Annotated in this window: 12 protein-coding genes; all 12 read left to right on the plus strand. The window is 31.2% G+C overall.

Annotated features, from left to right (window positions below):
• The first annotated feature begins 7 nt into the window (after positions 1–7).
• On the plus strand, positions 8–1261 hold the full coding sequence (locus Q0050_RS15110; RefSeq protein ID WP_298397765.1) for an aspartate kinase: 1254 nt from the start codon (positions 8–10) through the stop codon (positions 1259–1261).
• A gap of 3 nt (positions 1262–1264) precedes the next feature.
• Entirely contained in the window at positions 1265–1405 is a 141-nt protein-coding gene (locus Q0050_RS15115) for a hypothetical protein (protein WP_298397768.1), read from the plus strand.
• A gap of 127 nt (positions 1406–1532) precedes the next feature.
• A complete protein-coding gene (locus Q0050_RS15120; protein ID WP_298397771.1) occupies positions 1533–4934 on the plus strand; it encodes a hypothetical protein in 3402 nt (1133 codons plus the stop codon).
• Between the two features lie 306 nt (positions 4935–5240).
• Positions 5241–5900, plus strand: a complete 660-nt coding sequence (locus Q0050_RS15125) for a hypothetical protein (RefSeq protein WP_298397772.1) — start codon at positions 5241–5243, stop codon at positions 5898–5900.
• 276 nt (positions 5901–6176) lie between these two features.
• Positions 6177–7445 (plus strand): hypothetical protein, encoded by a 1269-nt coding sequence (locus tag Q0050_RS15130; protein WP_298397774.1) that lies wholly within the window; start codon positions 6177–6179, stop codon positions 7443–7445.
• Between the two features lie 11 nt (positions 7446–7456).
• The gene (locus tag Q0050_RS15135) at positions 7457–9049 is read left to right on the plus strand and encodes a T9SS type A sorting domain-containing protein (RefSeq protein ID WP_298397777.1); all 1593 of its coding nucleotides are present in this window, start codon (positions 7457–7459) and stop codon (positions 9047–9049) included.
• A 321-nt stretch (positions 9050–9370) separates the two neighbouring features.
• Positions 9371–10348: a ribonucleotide-diphosphate reductase subunit beta gene (locus Q0050_RS15140; RefSeq protein WP_298397781.1), complete on the plus strand. Its 978-nt coding sequence runs from the start codon at positions 9371–9373 to the stop codon at positions 10346–10348.
• A 303-nt stretch (positions 10349–10651) separates the two neighbouring features.
• The gene (locus tag Q0050_RS15145) at positions 10652–13102 is read left to right on the plus strand and encodes a ribonucleoside-diphosphate reductase subunit alpha (protein ID WP_298397825.1); all 2451 of its coding nucleotides are present in this window, start codon (positions 10652–10654) and stop codon (positions 13100–13102) included.
• 458 nt (positions 13103–13560) lie between these two features.
• On the plus strand, positions 13561–14448 hold the full coding sequence (locus Q0050_RS15150) for a hypothetical protein (protein ID WP_298397828.1): 888 nt from the start codon (positions 13561–13563) through the stop codon (positions 14446–14448).
• A gap of 95 nt (positions 14449–14543) precedes the next feature.
• Positions 14544–14765 carry a hypothetical protein gene (locus Q0050_RS15155; RefSeq protein WP_298397830.1) on the plus strand — a complete coding sequence of 74 codons (222 nt, stop codon included), beginning with the start codon at positions 14544–14546 and terminating at the stop codon, positions 14763–14765.
• 3 nt (positions 14766–14768) lie between these two features.
• Positions 14769–15218 (plus strand): GNAT family N-acetyltransferase, encoded by a 450-nt coding sequence (locus Q0050_RS15160; protein ID WP_298397833.1) that lies wholly within the window; start codon positions 14769–14771, stop codon positions 15216–15218.
• A 24-nt stretch (positions 15219–15242) separates the two neighbouring features.
• Positions 15243–16586 (plus strand): deoxyguanosinetriphosphate triphosphohydrolase, encoded by a 1344-nt coding sequence (locus tag Q0050_RS15165; protein ID WP_298397898.1) that lies wholly within the window; start codon positions 15243–15245, stop codon positions 16584–16586.
• The last annotated feature ends 82 nt before the right edge of the window (positions 16587–16668 follow it).

Genomic DNA, 16668 nt, shown 5'->3' on the forward strand with positions numbered 1-16668 from the left:
TACTAATATGAGAATTTTCAAATTTGGTGGCGCATCAGTTAAAGATGCTGAAGGTGTAAAAAATGTTTTTGATGTGTTACAAAAAGTAGGTCACGAAGACGTGCTAATTGTAATTTCTGCAATGGGAAAAACAACCAATGCATTAGAAACTGTAATCAAAAATTACTTTGAAAAATCTAACGAATTTCACGCTTCACTGCAAGAAGTTAGAAAATACCATAACCAAATTTTATTAGACTTATTTGACGATGAAGAACACGATGTTTTCTTTGCGGTAAACAGTCATTTTGCCGATTTAGAATATTTCTTGAGAAGCAATAAGTCGCCAAATTACAATTTTGTATACGACCAAGTAATCAGTTTTGGTGAAATAGTTTCTACTACAATTGTTAGTCATTATTTCAATCACCAAGGTTTAAAAAACAACTGGATTGATGTTAGAAATTACATCAAAACCGATGCCACTTACCGTGATGCTAATGTAGATTGGGAGCAAACTCAGAAATTAATTTCTAAAGGAGTTAAGAAAAAAGCACTAAACATCACACAAGGATTTTTAGGTTCAGACGAAAATAATTTTACAACAACTCTTGGCCGTGAAGGTTCAGATTATACCGCTGCAATTTTTGCTTATTGCTTGAGTGCTGAAAGCGTAACTATCTGGAAAGACGTTCCTGGTGTGATGAATGCCGATCCAAGATATTTTGAAAATGCAATTCTTCTAAATCAGATTTCTTATCGTGAAGCCATCGAGTTGGCGTTTTATGGCGCAACCGTAATTCACCCAAAAACATTACAACCTTTACAGAAAAAAGAAATTCCGCTTTTTGTAAAATCATTTATAAATCCGTTATTGCCTGGAACTTCGGTTTCTAAAGGTGAAGATTTAGATCCAAAAACGTCTTGTTTTATCATCAAGAAAAACCAATTATTGATTTCGCTTTCGTCTATAGATTTTTCTTTTATTATGGAAGAAAACATCAGCGAAATTTTCGGATTGTTGCACAAATACAAAATCAAAGTAAGTTTGATTCAAAATACAGCCATCAGTTTCTCAGTTTGTATTGAAGATAAATTTGGAAATTTCAATGATTTGAAAACTATACTTTCTAAAAAATTCAAAGTGTCTTATAACGAAAATGTATCGCTTTACACCATTCGTCACTTCACAAAAGAAGCAGCAGAAATGGTAGAAAAAGACAAAGTAGTTTTATTAAAACAAATTTCTAGAGAAACGATGCAGATTGTTACTAAGGAGTAATTTATGAAAGAAGAATCACAAATCTCAATTGAAATTCAGAAAGAATTAGACAACAGAATTGAAAATCTGAAAAATCATAATTCTAAATTATATTCTTGGGAAGAGATAAAAAAACATTTGAAAGAAATCAGGAAAAAATTCTAAATTAGTTTTATTTTTTTTTAAACGATGAAGAATATAAAAAATATATTTCTTCTCTCAATACAAAAAAATCCAACCAACTTTTTCCAATAATAAATACTACTTTTGACATTTATGAGTTATTCTATTTATGTTGAAAAAGAGTTTTTTAATGGTTTTGCTATTCTGCTTTTCGGGCGCGTTTGCTCAGGAAATAGAAACGCCTTACAAAAACAAAAAAATTGCTTTTTCAAAAGATACAATTGCCATTGATAAAGTCAGCATAAATAGAGCTTTCTTCAAAATTCTTGACAAACAAGGTAACGAAATCGATTCTTCCTATTATAAAGTAGATTTTCAAAAATCGAAATTGATTTTCAAAAACAATTATGTTTCTCAAGATTCATTGACCATTCGTTATTTAAAGTTTCCTGAATTTCTTACCAAAACCTACACAATTTATGATGACAAACGAGTTATTTCAAACGAAGCCGGAAGTTTATATATCGTAAAAAGAGATAATCTAAAAACCTTCAAACCTTTCGACGGATTGAATACTTCAGGAAGTATCACTCGTGGAATTACCGTTGGAAACAATCAAAACTCGACTGTAAATTCTAATCTTGATTTGCAAATTACAGGTAAAATTTCCAATAAAGTTTCGCTTCGTGCTTCTATTCAAGACAGCAATATTCCTTTGCAAGATGGTGGATATTCGCAAACCTTAGACGAATTTGATCAAATTTTTATCGAATTATTTTCAGATAAATGGAACATTCGTGCTGGAGATTTATTTCTTGAAAACAGACAATCTAAATATTTAAATTTCAATAAAAAAGTACAAGGATTATCCACAAAATTTACTTTTGGAACACCCGAAAACAAAACCGAAGTCTTTGCATCAGGCGCAGTTGTTCGTGGTCAATATGCAAAAAGCAATTTCACTGGTCAAGAAGGAAATCAAGGTCCATATAAATTACGTGGAGCCAATGGCGAATTATTTGTTTTAGTGATTTCGGGTTCAGAACGCGTTTTTGTTAATGGAATTTTACTCAAGCGTGGAGAAAGTAATGACTACATAATCGATTATAATGCAGGTGAAATAATCTTTACGTCTTTATTTCCGATTACTTCTGAAATGAGAATTGTGATTGAATACCAATATTCTGATAGAAATTTTACTCGATTTGTAACCTATGGTGGCGCAAATCATCAAACCAAAAAATGGTCTCTTGGCGGATTTTTGTATTCAGAAAATGATGTAAAAAATCAGCCGCTTCAACAAAATTTATCTAACGAACAAGTGGCCATACTTCAATATGCTGGTGATGATTCAACGTTAATGACTGCGCCATCAGCTTTCGTTGACACTTTTTCTGAAAATAAAATTTTATATGAAAAAGTAATTATTGGTGGTGTTGAAGTTTTTCAATTTTCTAATGATGAAACCGATACCTTATATAATGTACGATTTTCGTTGGTTGGAAATAATTTGGGAAACTACATTTTAGTAAACAATAATGCCGTTGGGAAAATCTACGAATATGTTGCTCCAATTGCCGGAATTCCACAAGGAAATTACGAGCCGATAACTCGATTAATTGCACCAACAAAAATCCAAATTGCAACAATATTAGGAAGTTACAATCCATCTGAAAAAACAGCAATTGACTTTGAAGTTGGTTTAAGCAACAACGATTTGAATTTATTTTCTGCTATTGATGATAAAAACAATAAAGGAGTTGCCGCAAAAATCAACGGAAAACAACGACTTTTTACAGGAAAATTCAATATTGATGCTTTCGCAAATTATCAAATGGTGCAACAAAATTTTAAAACCATCGAACGATTATTCAACATAGAATTCAATCGCGATTGGAATTTAACCACTATTTCTGGCAATCAAAGTTTGTTGGTTTCAGGTTTAAATTTTGATTTTAAAACCAAAGGATTTGCCAAATATCAACTTGAAAAACTAGATTTTACAGATAATTTTTCAGGAACACGACACATTTTTCAAGGAAGTATCAAACATAAAAAATTGGTTATTCAGCAAAATTCAAGTTACTTAAAAAGTTCTGGAACAGTTTCTAACACCAACTTTCTACGCAATCAAACAAGAGCAAAACTACATTTTAAAAAGAATTGGATTGGTGGTAGTTTCAACCTTGAAGACAATCAAGAAAAATTAGTTGACACAAATCAATTCACTACTTTAAGCCAACGTTTTTCAGAGTACGGAGCGTTTATTGGCCGTGGTGACAGCACAAAAGTCTACACCGAAATTGGTTATTTGAACCGAAAAAACGACAGTTTACAAGCAGGCATTTTACAACGAGTTAATGCTTCTGATTCCTATTATATAAAGTCAAAGTTGATTCAAAATAAGAAAACCAATCTATCACTGTTTATTAATTATAGACGACTAAAATATACCGATGCTACTATTCCGGTTGAACCTTCGTTAAACTCAAGATTACTTTATAACGATAACTTTTTCAATCAGTTAATTCAAACCACAGTAGCTTATGAAAATGTTTCCGGAACCATTGCACAGCAAGAGTTTACCTATTTAGAAGTAAACCCTGGACAAGGCGTTTATATGTGGAACGACTACAACAACAACGGCGTTCAGGAATTGCAAGAGTTTGAAATCGCTGCTTTCCCTGATCAAGCTAAGTACGTCAGAGTTTTTCTTCCGAATCAAATTTTTGTAAAAACACATCAAAATAAATTTTCACAATCGGTAACTTTAAGTCCTTCCAAATGGATTAACAATAAAGGATTCAAGAAATTTCTATCCTATTTCTATAACCAAACCTCATTTTCATTAGACAGAAAAATCCAGCGTGATTCCGATAATTTCAATCTTAATCCGTTTTCCAAAAGTGAAGATAATCTTCTTGGTTTGAACACCAATTTCCGCAACAGTTTGTTTTACAATCGAGGCAAACAAAAACATTCTGTTACTTATACCTATTTAAACGGTCGTGTAAAAAACTTATTATCAATTGGTTCACAAGAAAACAGCACAACTTCTAACCAAATGCAATATGCACATTTACTGAAAAAAAGTTGGTTATTCAATTTTGATACTACGATTTCAAATTCCGAAAGCATTTCTGATAATTATGCTGCACGAAATTTTGAATTGAATAATTATGCCATCGAACCCAAGATTTCTTATTTGTTTTCAAACAATAAAAGTTTGTCACTTTTTTATGAATACAAAAACAAAGAAAACATTATTAACTTACTCGAATCTTTAAAACAGCAACGCTTCGGCATTTCATTTAATTACTCAAGCGACAATAAATTTACAGCCAATGGAGAATTCTCACTTTATAATAATGAGTTTATTGGCAACGCACTTTCACCTGTTGCTTTCCAAATGCTTGAAGGTTTACAACCCGGAAAAAATAGTACTTGGCGATTGCTTCTGCAAAAAAACCTTACCCAATATTTAGACATTAATATCAATTATCAAGGCCGAAAATCAGATACAAGTAACGCAATTCACACAGGAAACGTGCAACTTCGAGCGTTTTTTTAATCAGAACTTGATTTAGATTCTCCTCTTTATTTGAAGCGAATGGCTAGGTGCATTATCGGTCAGCCCTATTCCTGCTCTTCATTGCAATCTTTTCATCACGTTTCACAACGAGATAAAAAGGATTTACATTACGATCAGGGCTAGCTAGCAAACAATAGTAATTTTTGTAGAATGAATTTTACAACTATTTGATTTGGAATAATTTTTGTTTACTTTTATTTATTAATTTTAAATTTTTATAACCTAATCAATTTAATCACAATGAAATCAAAGATTCACGAGATTCAATTAAAAACAATTAAAACTATGAGCAAAAAACTAATTTTATTATGCTTCGTATTTGTACTTTCAAATATGACTTTTGCACAAGACGTAAAAGAAAAAGCAACTAAAGCAAAATCAAAAACTGAAAAAGCGGCTGCTGCAAAAAAAGAAAAAGCAGACCAATTAAAAGAAGAGAAAGCTAAAGCCAAAAAAGAAGCGGCAAAAGAAGCTAAGAAAACTGAAAAAGAAGTTAAAGCTAAAACTACAAAAGCAAAAAAAGAAGTAGAAGAAAAAGCAACTAAAGTTGAAAAAGAAGTAAAAGCTAAAACTTCAAAAGCTAAAAAAGAAACAGAAGAAAAAGCTACAAGACTAAAAAAAGATGGAACTGTAGACAAACGTTTCAAAGATGCTGATGCAAAAACTAAAGATGCAAAAGCTGCTGCAACTGGAAAAGCAAAAGCAACTGAAGGAAAAGCAAAAGCTACTGCAAACAAAACTGCCGCTAAAGTTAAAAAAACAGCAGCTGAAGAAAAAGAAGATATGAAAGAAACTGCGGTTTCTAAAGCTGCAGAGAAAAAAGTTGCTGATAAAGTAACTGGAAAATATAAAGGTAAAAAAGTATTCACTGGACCAAGAGGTGGAAAATATTACATCAATAAAAACGGAAATAAAACCTATATTGATGCTGATCAAGAAGAGTAAATCTTTCTTTTCTTAAGATATACTCATAATCGTCTCGTTATAAAATGAGACGATTTTCTTTTTTACAATTTCCTGTAAGTATTTTCGTTTTTTTTACTAAATTTATTGAAATTATTAATCCAACCAATTATGAAAAAAAAATATACTCTACTTATTTTGTTTTTTGTTTCGATAAATTTAAATGCACAAGTTTGCGGAACTGAACAATTCTACCTTCCCAATAATCAAGGTAATTCTCAACCAAGTAACATATTATATGATGCTTCTTATAAACATGTGTTCAATGTAAGATTTCATGTTGTTTACAATGATGATGGTGTTACCAGAACAAATAGTAATGGTGTTCCAGGACTAACAATAGGTTTTGAAGAAGTAATGAATGCTATACGTGATTTAAACGTAAATTTTAATCAATTTAATATTTTCTTTAAATATTATGGATTTGACACAATAAATAATACGACCTTTTTAAATTATGGCAATACAACTTCATATGGAAATATGATATCAACACACAATATTCCCGAAGCATTTAACATTTATATTCTAAATCAAGTTGGTGGTGCAGCAGCAGTAGCAGGATATTACTGGCCATTTTCGATTTTTGATGACAACTGGTTTATAAGACCCTGGACACTTTGCCACGAAATGGGGCATTCTTTTGGTTTACTTCATACATTTTTTAGTAGTGGCGAATGCGAACATGCTGTTAGGACACCAACTCCTTTAGGAACACCATTCAATCTTCAATATAACGCTGATGTTGCTGGTGATCAAATAAAAGATACCTTCCCTTTTCTAAGTTCTACATTTTCAGATAACAACTGCAATTATACAGGTGGAGCAACCGATTGTAGAGGGAGTATCATAAATTCTCAGACAGTAAATGGTTTTTTTATAACAGGCTCTCCTTCAAATAATTTTATGACAACAGAGTCAGAAGATATTTTATGTAATCCTTCGTTTACTCCTGAACAAGGTATAAGAATGAGAAATGCTTTTAATATTGTTCCAGAAAGGTATGACTCTAAAAGAAATTCAATACAAAGTTTGTATGAGCCTTTTGAACGCATAAAAGTATTAGGTGCTATAAAAAGTGTTGTAGACAACAATAATGGTACAGCTACTGTTTGTACATATTATTCAGAAAGATTCAGATTTCAAAAGGGATTTAATTATGTTTTTCCAGAAAATGAATTGCCTGATTTAGTAAACTATAATCCATACGATTTACCAGACATTCAATTACCTGCCTTTAATTGTCCGTTAATAATTCAGCAATTAGGAATGCAAAATGGTCAATATCCTATTGGTAATGCATTGACTATTGATAAAGGTTATATTTGTGAAATACAACAGATAATAGGTGGTTCTGACACAATTACAGATGATTTAGGCGGATATATTTTCACTGTAGAAGAATGGGATTCACTAAAAGCCTCTAATCCTAATTTTTATGAACTTCTTGAATCAAATAAATACCACATAATTAAAAAAGAGACTGAAAAGGGTGTTATGATTCAAGTAGTTTTGTACAAAAATTAATTTTGAATTAAATGAAAATACTATTTTTTATATTAATACATTGTCTTTCTTTTTCTCAAGCTCCTAGTATTTTATGGCAAAATAAAATTGGTGGAATTAATGACGATTTCTACAATAACTCAGATGTAACAATTGATGATGGTTTAATTATTGGAGGTAGGTCAACATCAAATATATCAGGAGATAAAACTGAAAATTCGAAAGGAGGTTCAGATTACTGGATAGTTAAAATAAACCATTTAGGAAATGTAGTCTGGGACAAAACGATTGGTGGTGGTAATCCTAATTTTTATGAAGATGATGTTTTTACTTGCTTAAAGTCAACTTTGGATGGAGGATATATAATTGGAGGCCACTCTGACTCTCCAATTTCAGGAGATAAAACAATTGACTCATTCGATAATAGTGACGATTTCTGGATTTTAAAGTTAAATGAATTTGGGATAATTCAATGGCAGAAAGTATTTGGAGGAAGTTTGGTTGATGTACCAACAGCTATAAAAAACACTTTCGACAATGGTTTTGTCATTGTAGGATATTCTGATTCAAACATATCTGGAAATAAAACTGAAAATTCAAAAGGTTTAATTGACATTTGGATCTTAAAATTAGATAGTCTTGGAAATATTGTTTGGCAAAAAACAATTGGTGGTACAGGTTTTGATTCTGCAAATTGCGTAGTCCAAACTAATGATGGAGGATTTTTAATAGGTGGAGACTCTACTTCAAATATTTCAGGTGATAAGACTGAAGATTCAAGAGGTTTGAGAGATTTTTGGATAGTCAAAATTAATTCATTAGGTGATTTACAATGGCAAAAAACAATAGGTGGTAATAATGTAGACTATTTATTAAATATTATCTCAAAGAATAATAATTTTGTTTTAATTGGCTCATCAAAATCAAATATATCTGGTGAAAAATTGGAGAATTCTCGTGGAGGATATGACTGTTGGATTATGGAAATTGATTCATTAGGAACTATTCTATGGCAAAAAACAATAGGAGGTAATGGTGATGATTATTTTGGCAACATAATTTCCACAAATGATAGCAATTATATTATTTCAGGCTCTTCATCTTCAAATATCTCTGCTGAAAAAACAGAAGATTCTAAAGGTGGATTTGATGCTTGGATACTGAAAATAGATTCATTTGGGAATATTTTATGGCAAAAAACTATTGGCGGAAGTGATTTAGATGGTCTTGAAATAATAGACCAACCAAATGATAATTCATTTTTATTATCAGGAAGTTCAAACTCTTTTGTATCTGGTGAAATAACAGAGAATCCAATTGGTGGTTCTGACTATTGGGTTTTAAAACTTGAACCTGAAAATTTATCAAACCAAGAAAACAACTCCTTTTCAAACATTCAAATCTATCCCAATCCAAATAATGGAATTTTAAATATTGATTTTGGAGGTTTTCAAGAAACAATATCGATTTCAATAACAAATGTGTTAGGTCAATTAATTTCAAAATATAATTTTAATCAAATTTCAGAAAAACAAATTCAATTGAGCGAACCAAATGGCATCTATTTTCTTGAAATCAGAAATGAAAAAAATGAAAAGAAGGTTTTTAAAATACTAAAACAATAATATTTTAAAATGCAACTTTCAACCAATCGAAAGTTGCATTTCTTGTTTAATTTTTGTTGCAAAATTCCCTTCCAAAATCATTACGAAAACTTATCGTAAAAATTCATAAATCCCTTATTTTTAGGGATTTTTTGGTTTTTTATTACTTGTAATTCACTGTTAAACAATTGTTTACAAAAAACATTGAAAGTGGCTTTATTCCTACGCATTGTTAAAAACTATGTCCGATTGTGAATAAGTTTGGCTTTCTTTTTCATTTAAAATTGACAATCTTTGTATCTGACGAAATAAGTTAAAAAAACCTTAAAAAAATCCATAATTATGTCTTTTTTAGAACCAATCCTTCAAGAAAACAAAAACCGTTTTGTTATTTTCCCTATTAAACATCATGACATTTGGGAATGGTATAAAAAAATGGAGGCAAGTTTTTGGACAGCAGAAGAAATTGATCTTCATCAAGATTTAACAGACTGGAACAATAAACTTAGTAATGATGAGAAATATTTCATCAAGCACATTCTTGCGTTCTTTGCTGCATCTGATGGAATTGTAAACGAAAATTTGGCTGAAAATTTTGTCAACGAAGTACAATATCCAGAAGCAAAGTTTTTCTATGGTTTTCAAATCATGATGGAAAACATACATAGCGAAACTTATTCCTTACTTATTGATACTTATGTAAAAGATGACGCTGAAAAAGCAGCTTTGTTTAATGCATTAGAAGTTTTTCCAGCCATCAAGAAAAAAGCAGATTGGGCTTTAAAATGGATTGGTTCTGATTCGTTCGCAGAACGTTTGATTGCCTTTGCAGCAGTTGAAGGAATCTTTTTTTCGGGTGCATTTTGCGCAATCTTTTGGCTTAAAAAACGTGGTTTAATGCCAGGACTTACTTTTTCTAACGAATTAATATCTCGAGATGAAGGAGTACACTGTGATTTTGCAGTACACTTACACAATCATCACTTAATAAATAAAGTGCCTAAAACACGAATCAGAGAAATTATAGTTGATGCTTTAAAAATTGAAAGAGAATTTATAACCGAATCTTTACCAGTAAGTTTAATTGGTATGAATGCAAATTTAATGACACAATACTTGGAATTTGTTGCTGATAGACTTCTTGTTGAATTAGGTTGTGAGAGAGAATACAACTCTTCAAATCCTTTTGATTTTATGGACATGATTTCACTTCAAGGTAAAACCAACTTCTTTGAAAAAAGAGTGGCAGAATACCAAAAAGCAGGTGTAATGAATGCTGACGCAGAATCAAGCAAAATTAGTTTTGACGCTGATTTTTAATTTCTCGCCTTTTTGCCAGGAAGACACCAAGGCACGAAGAAAAAATTTAATAAGAAGATTACAAGAATACCCAAATCATTGAAGTGGTCTAGCCCAGATTGCAGTGGAAATCCTTTTTTGGGATTATCCTGTAGCATTAGCGAAAGGAAAATGCTTAAAAAGATTGCAACGGAAAGCTGGATTAGCTTCTAAAAACAAAAAAAGTAAAGTGAAAACTTTGCGACTTAGCGCCTTTGTGGCAAAACCGATTACAAATAACCCGAAATAGCGAAGGGATTTTCTATTTCACAAAAAACAAACCCTATGTACGTAGTAAAAAGAGATGGCCATAAAGAGCCTGTAATGTTTGACAAAATCACCGACAGAATCAAAAAATTATGTTATGGATTAAATGACAGAGTTGATGCGGTGAAAGTAGCAATGCGAGTTATTGAAGGATTATATGATGGTGTAACCACATCTGAATTAGATAATCTTGCAGCAGAAACTGCAGCTTCAATGACAATTTCGCACCCTGATTATGCTCAATTGGCAGCAAGAATTGCAATCTCTAATTTACACAAAAATACCAACAAATCATTCTCTGAAACGATGAATGAAATGTATCACTACGTAAATCCAAGAACCAATCAAGAAGCACCATTGCTTTCAGAAGAAGTACATGCAATCATTCAGGAAAATGCTGCTTTTTTAGATTCTCACATTATATATACTAGAGATTTTAACTACGATTATTTCGGATTTAAAACTTTAGAACGTTCTTACCTTTTAAAAATAAATGGTAAAATTGTAGAACGCCCACAACATATGCTAATGCGTGTTTCTGTTGGAATTCATTTAAACGACTTAGAATCTGTAATTGAAACTTACGATTTGATGTCTAAAAAATTCTTTACGCACGCAACGCCAACTTTATTTAATGCAGGAACTCCAAAACCTCAAATGTCATCTTGTTTCTTATTAACAATGAAAGACGACAGTATTGACGGAATTTATGATACGTTAAAACAAACTGCAAAAATTTCACAATCAGCTGGTGGAATCGGATTAGCTATTCACAATGTTCGTGCAACAGGTTCTTATATAAGAGGAACAAACGGAACATCAAACGGTATTGTGCCAATGCTTCGTGTTTTCAATGATACAGCAAGATATGTCGACCAAGGTGGCGGAAAACGTAAAGGTAGCTTTGCTATATATTTAGAAACTTGGCATGCTGATATTTTTGATTTCCTAGATCTGAAAAAGAATACCGGAAAAGAAGAAATGCGAGCAAGAGATTTATTCTTTGCTATGTGGACTTCAGATTTGTTCATGAAACGTGTTGAAGCCGATACCACTTGGACCTTAATGTGTCCGAATGAATGCCCTGGATTAGATGATGTTTATGGCGATGAATTTGAAGCACTTTATACTTCCTACGAACAACAAGGAAAAGGAAGAAAAACAATCAAAGCACGTGAACTTTGGGAGAAAATTCTAGAATCTCAAATTGAAACTGGAACACCTTATATGCTGTATAAAGATGCAGCAAATAGAAAATCTAACCAAAAGAATTTAGGAACAATTCGTTCATCAAACTTGTGTACCGAAATTATGGAGTACACCTCTGCAGATGAAATTGCAGTTTGTAATCTTGCTTCTATTTCGTTACCAATGTTTGTTGAAAATGGCACATTCAATCACGAATTGTTATTTAATGTAACCAAACGAGTTACAAGAAATTTAAATAAAGTAATCGACAGAAATTACTATCCTGTAAAAGAAGCTGAAAATTCTAACTTGCGTCATCGTCCAGTTGGTCTTGGCGTTCAAGGATTAGCAGATGCGTTCATAATGATGCGCATGCCATTTACAAGTGATGAAGCTAAACAAATGAATCAAGATATTTTTGAAACATTATATTATGCAGCTGTAACCGCTTCGATGGAAATGGCTAAAGAAGAAGGACCATATTCAACCTATGAAGGTTCACCAATTTCTAAAGGCGAATTCCAACACAACCTATGGAATATTAAAGACGAAGAACTATCTGGACGATGGGACTGGGCTGCTTTAAGAAAAGAAGTTTTAGCCAATGGAGTTAGAAACTCACTATTAGTTGCACCAATGCCAACTGCTTCAACCTCTCAAATTCTTGGAAATAACGAAGCTTTTGAACCTTACACTTCTAATATTTATACGCGTCGTGTACTTTCAGGCGAATTTATTGTTGTAAACAAACATTTACTAAACGATTTAGTAGAAAGAGGTTTATGGAATGAAACTTTGAAACAAGAAATAATGCGTAACAATGGTTCGGTTCAAAATATTGAATCAGTGCCACAAGATTTAAAAGAACTGTACAAAACAGTTTGGGAAATGTCAATGAAAGATATTATTGATATGTCACGTCATAGAGGATATTTTATTGACCAATCACAATCTTTGAATCTGTTTATGCAAGATGCCAATTATGCTAAATTAACATCAATGCATTTCTATGCTTGGAAATCAGGTTTAAAAACAGGAATGTATTACCTAAGAACCAAAGCTGCAGTTGACGCTATCAAGTTTACCTTGAACAATGACAAAAAAGCTGAACCAATTGAAGTTAAAGAACAACCAATTGCAGAAGTGAAGAGTATTTCTGAACCACTACAACCAATTGCAGTTTTAAACGAACCGGTTGAAATGACTGCTGAAGAATACAGAGCAATGATTGAAATGGCTAAAAATGCTGGACCAGAAGATTGCGAAATGTGTGGTTCATAGAAAAATATTATTAAAAATCTATTTTGTATAGATTTTTTCTATTATATTTGCATCGAGCAATTGTAAAAGAAAAGATGTTTTTAATAAATTAAATATTGTTAATAACTTTCTTATTTATAATCATTCTAAATAAGAAAGTTATTCGTATGTTTGCTATAACAAAAAGTATTAACTTAAAAAATAAAAAGAGTGAAAAAAAAAAAAAAAAAAAAGGGACATCTGTGATATCCCTAACTTGGAAACATAAAAAATAAAGCCTGCCAGCCATTTATTTTATGTTATAAAGATGATGAGGTTACCTCACCTACTTTTTTCATACTTCAAAAGTATAAAATCGAAATCTTCTTTCCAAGTTTAATTTTCACAGAATTTAAATTTAATTAATTACTAACTCTAAATCAAGCTATTAGAGATGAAATTAAAATTATTAAACAAGAAAATTCTTAAAAGAAAACAAAATGAAAAGAAAAATTAATTTATCGGTTTACAGATTTACGCTTCTAAACAAAGCGAAAGAGCAACAAGTGCTAAGTTTCTATAACGAGGAAGAAGACTTATTAGAAACAATGAACGATTTTTGTGGTTATATCCATAAAAACATTAGAGATTATATTGATAATCAAGGGAAATATCGAACCTTTACTTTGAGTAATTTACAGAAGTATGATTCAAACAAAAGAACAGTTTCTGGTCATTTTGATTCTGCATACACAGGTGAAAAGGGCAAAGTTAAAGAACGAAAAACAAATAGACTTAAGTATAACATCAATGAAAAGGATTTGTTTTCAAAAGATTTCTTTTACTTAATACATGTTCCTAAAAATTCAAAATTTGGCTTTTTGATAGTTCAAAAGAAAGAAAATCACGGTGTTAAATCAATTTTTGAAAGTGCATTTAATAATTTTATGAGAAAGAAAGGTGTTTCAAATTATGTCCTAGAATTAAGACAAGCTCCACCAAGATACTTCATTCAAAATTATCTTGATTTTGGAAAACTTAAAGAATTTCGTTTAATCGAAAATGACTTGGAACTTGGAAGAGAAGAAAGAATTTTTAAACTTGACAAAAATCTATCCGAAGCTCAAAATTTAAAGAGAACTTTAATCGATTTGTTTAGCACAATGTCAAGAAGTACAGAAAAAATATCTTTTTTAAATAAAGGCGAATATGATGAAATTGCCTTTGTTTTAGGGATAAATGGTTCTTCAAAGACTTTTTATGTAAAAAATCAAGAAAAGATTAGATCTAACATTGATGTAAGTAATCTTGTTGAATATGATAATGGTGAACCAACAATCGAATCATTAATAAAGATCTCATTAGACATTATAAAACTTGCTTCATAATTTCTTTACTTTACAAACAGTCATCAACTCGATGGCTGTTTTTATTTTTAGAAAATATTTTTGCAATTCGTATATTTGAAACAAATTAAAACAAAATGTCAAAACAAAAAGGAGTTTATACTGGAATTATCGAAAAAGACGAAAATGGCAACTATTTCTGCGGTGAATATTTACTAGATTATCAAATGGTTGCTAAAGATTTTAAATTGGGTGACGAAATAAATATTAAAACAGTAATCGCTAATCCTAGTGATAAAAGCTACAATCAATATCCACAAAAATCCAGAAATTTCTTTCTTGCCAACGATAAAGAATAATGAATGTTAGCACTTAAGAGAACAACATCTAACCATCCTGACTTTGAAAAACTAGTCCTTGAACTCGATGCTTATTTAGCAATCATTGATGGAGAAGATCATGCGTTTTACTCACAATTTAACAAATCAAACTTGTTAAAAAATACATTGGTTTTCTACGAAAATGGAAATCCAATTGCTATTGGTGCCTTTAAAGAATATGATTCAACAACAGCAGAAATAAAAAGGATGTTTACTTTACCACAATATCGTGGAAAAGGAATTGCAACCAAAATTTTAACTGAATTAGAATTTTGGGCAAAAGAAGAAAGCTACAAAACGCTTTTATTAGAAACCGGTTATTTGCAAAAAGACGCTATTTATTTGTACCAAAAATTAGGTTACAAAATCATTGAAAACTTCGGGCAATATCAAGATGTGACAACAAGCATTTGTATGAAAAAAAATATCTAAAATCAAAATATCTACTATTACATGATGAACTGGGAACAACTTTTATCACTAAAACGTCAAGGCGATAAAGGCAAAAGACTACGCATAGAACAAGACGAAACAAGGTTAGGATTTGAAGTTGATTATGATCGTATTATCTTTTCATCGGCTTTTAGAAGTTTACAAGATAAAACACAAGTAATCCCACTTTCAAAAACCGATTTTGTGCACACACGTCTAACACATAGTTTAGAAGTATCAGTTGTTGGACGTTCCATCGGAAGATTAGTTGGAAAAAAAATAATCGAAAAATATCCCCATTTACAGGCTATTCACGGATACCAATCTAATGATTTTGGCGCCATTGTTGCAGCAGCATCGTTAGCGCACGACATTGGAAATCCGCCTTTCGGGCATTCAGGAGAAAAAGCAATAGGCGAATACTTCTCCATCGGAAAAGGGCAAAAATTCAAAGACCAACTAACAGAAAAAGAATGGCAAGATTTAATAGATTTTGAAGGAAATGCCAACGGATTTTCAGTACTTTCAAGCTCTAGACCAGGAATCGAAGGTAGCATTAGACTGACATATGCTGTTCTTGGTGCATTTATGAAATATCCGAAAGAAAGTTTACCCAAAAAACCAACTTCGAGTATTGCCGACAAAAAGTATGGTTTCTTTCAGTCTGATAAAGAATTCTTTACAGAAGTTGCTAATGAATTAGGTTTGATTCCAAATAAATCCGGCAATGACATTGGTTTTGAACGCCATCCACTTGCCTATTTGGTTGAAGCGGCCGATGATATTTGTTACACTATCATCGACTTTGAAGATGGTATTAATTTAGGTTTAGTATCTGAGGATTTTGCTTTAGAATATTTGATTAAATTAGTTAAAGACACAATTGATACCAATAAATATCAGACTCTTACTACAAAAGAAGACAGAATTAGTTACTTACGTGCACTAGCTATTGGAAATCTAATTAATGATGCTGTTCGTATCTTTATTGAAAACGAAGAAACTATACTAAAAGGTGAATTCCCTTACGCATTGACTGATAAAAGTAAATATAAAGCACAAATTGATGATATTATCAAATTAAGTGTCAAAAATATCTATCAAAGCCGCGAGGTAATTGAAAAAGAACTGTCAGGATATCAGATGATTAATAATTTATTGGACAAATTTATTACCGCCTATAATAATAACTATGATGGAAAGGCAACTAATTACGACCAATTATTATTGAAGATATTACCAGAAAAATACCATCTAGAAAAAAATAGTTTGTATGACAGATTATTACATATTTGCCATTTCGTTTCGATGTTAACCGATGGAAATGCAGTTTTATATAATCAAATAATTTCAAATAACAATTGTTAAAAATATGATTTTCAACTAAAATTGTTGCAATTACCTAAAAAATAATATAGATTTGTTACCCAATTAAAAACTACACCTATTA

It is taken from the genome of Flavobacterium sp. (genome assembly GCF_027483985.1).
Taxonomy (GTDB): Bacteria; Bacteroidota; Bacteroidia; order Flavobacteriales; family Flavobacteriaceae; genus Flavobacterium.

Excerpts from the sequence above, each read along its gene's own strand:
- Q0050_RS15110 (WP_298397765.1), top strand. The coding sequence starts at position 8 with ATGAGAATTTTCAAATTTGGTGGCGCATCAGTTAAAGATGCTGAAGGT.
- Q0050_RS15115 (WP_298397768.1), top strand. The coding sequence starts at position 1,265 with ATGAAAGAAGAATCACAAATCTCAATTGAAATTCAGAAAGAATTAGAC.
- Q0050_RS15120 (WP_298397771.1), top strand. The coding sequence starts at position 1,533 with ATGTTGAAAAAGAGTTTTTTAATGGTTTTGCTATTCTGCTTTTCGGGC.
- Q0050_RS15125 (WP_298397772.1), top strand. The coding sequence starts at position 5,241 with ATGAGCAAAAAACTAATTTTATTATGCTTCGTATTTGTACTTTCAAAT.
- Q0050_RS15135 (WP_298397777.1), top strand. The coding sequence starts at position 7,457 with ATGAAAATACTATTTTTTATATTAATACATTGTCTTTCTTTTTCTCAA.
- Q0050_RS15140 (WP_298397781.1), top strand. The coding sequence starts at position 9,371 with ATGTCTTTTTTAGAACCAATCCTTCAAGAAAACAAAAACCGTTTTGTT.
- Q0050_RS15145 (WP_298397825.1), top strand. The coding sequence starts at position 10,652 with ATGTACGTAGTAAAAAGAGATGGCCATAAAGAGCCTGTAATGTTTGAC.
- Q0050_RS15150 (WP_298397828.1), top strand. The coding sequence starts at position 13,561 with ATGAAAAGAAAAATTAATTTATCGGTTTACAGATTTACGCTTCTAAAC.
- Q0050_RS15155 (WP_298397830.1), top strand. The coding sequence starts at position 14,544 with ATGTCAAAACAAAAAGGAGTTTATACTGGAATTATCGAAAAAGACGAA.
- Q0050_RS15160 (WP_298397833.1), top strand. The coding sequence starts at position 14,769 with ATGTTAGCACTTAAGAGAACAACATCTAACCATCCTGACTTTGAAAAA.
- Q0050_RS15165 (WP_298397898.1), top strand. The coding sequence starts at position 15,243 with ATGAACTGGGAACAACTTTTATCACTAAAACGTCAAGGCGATAAAGGC.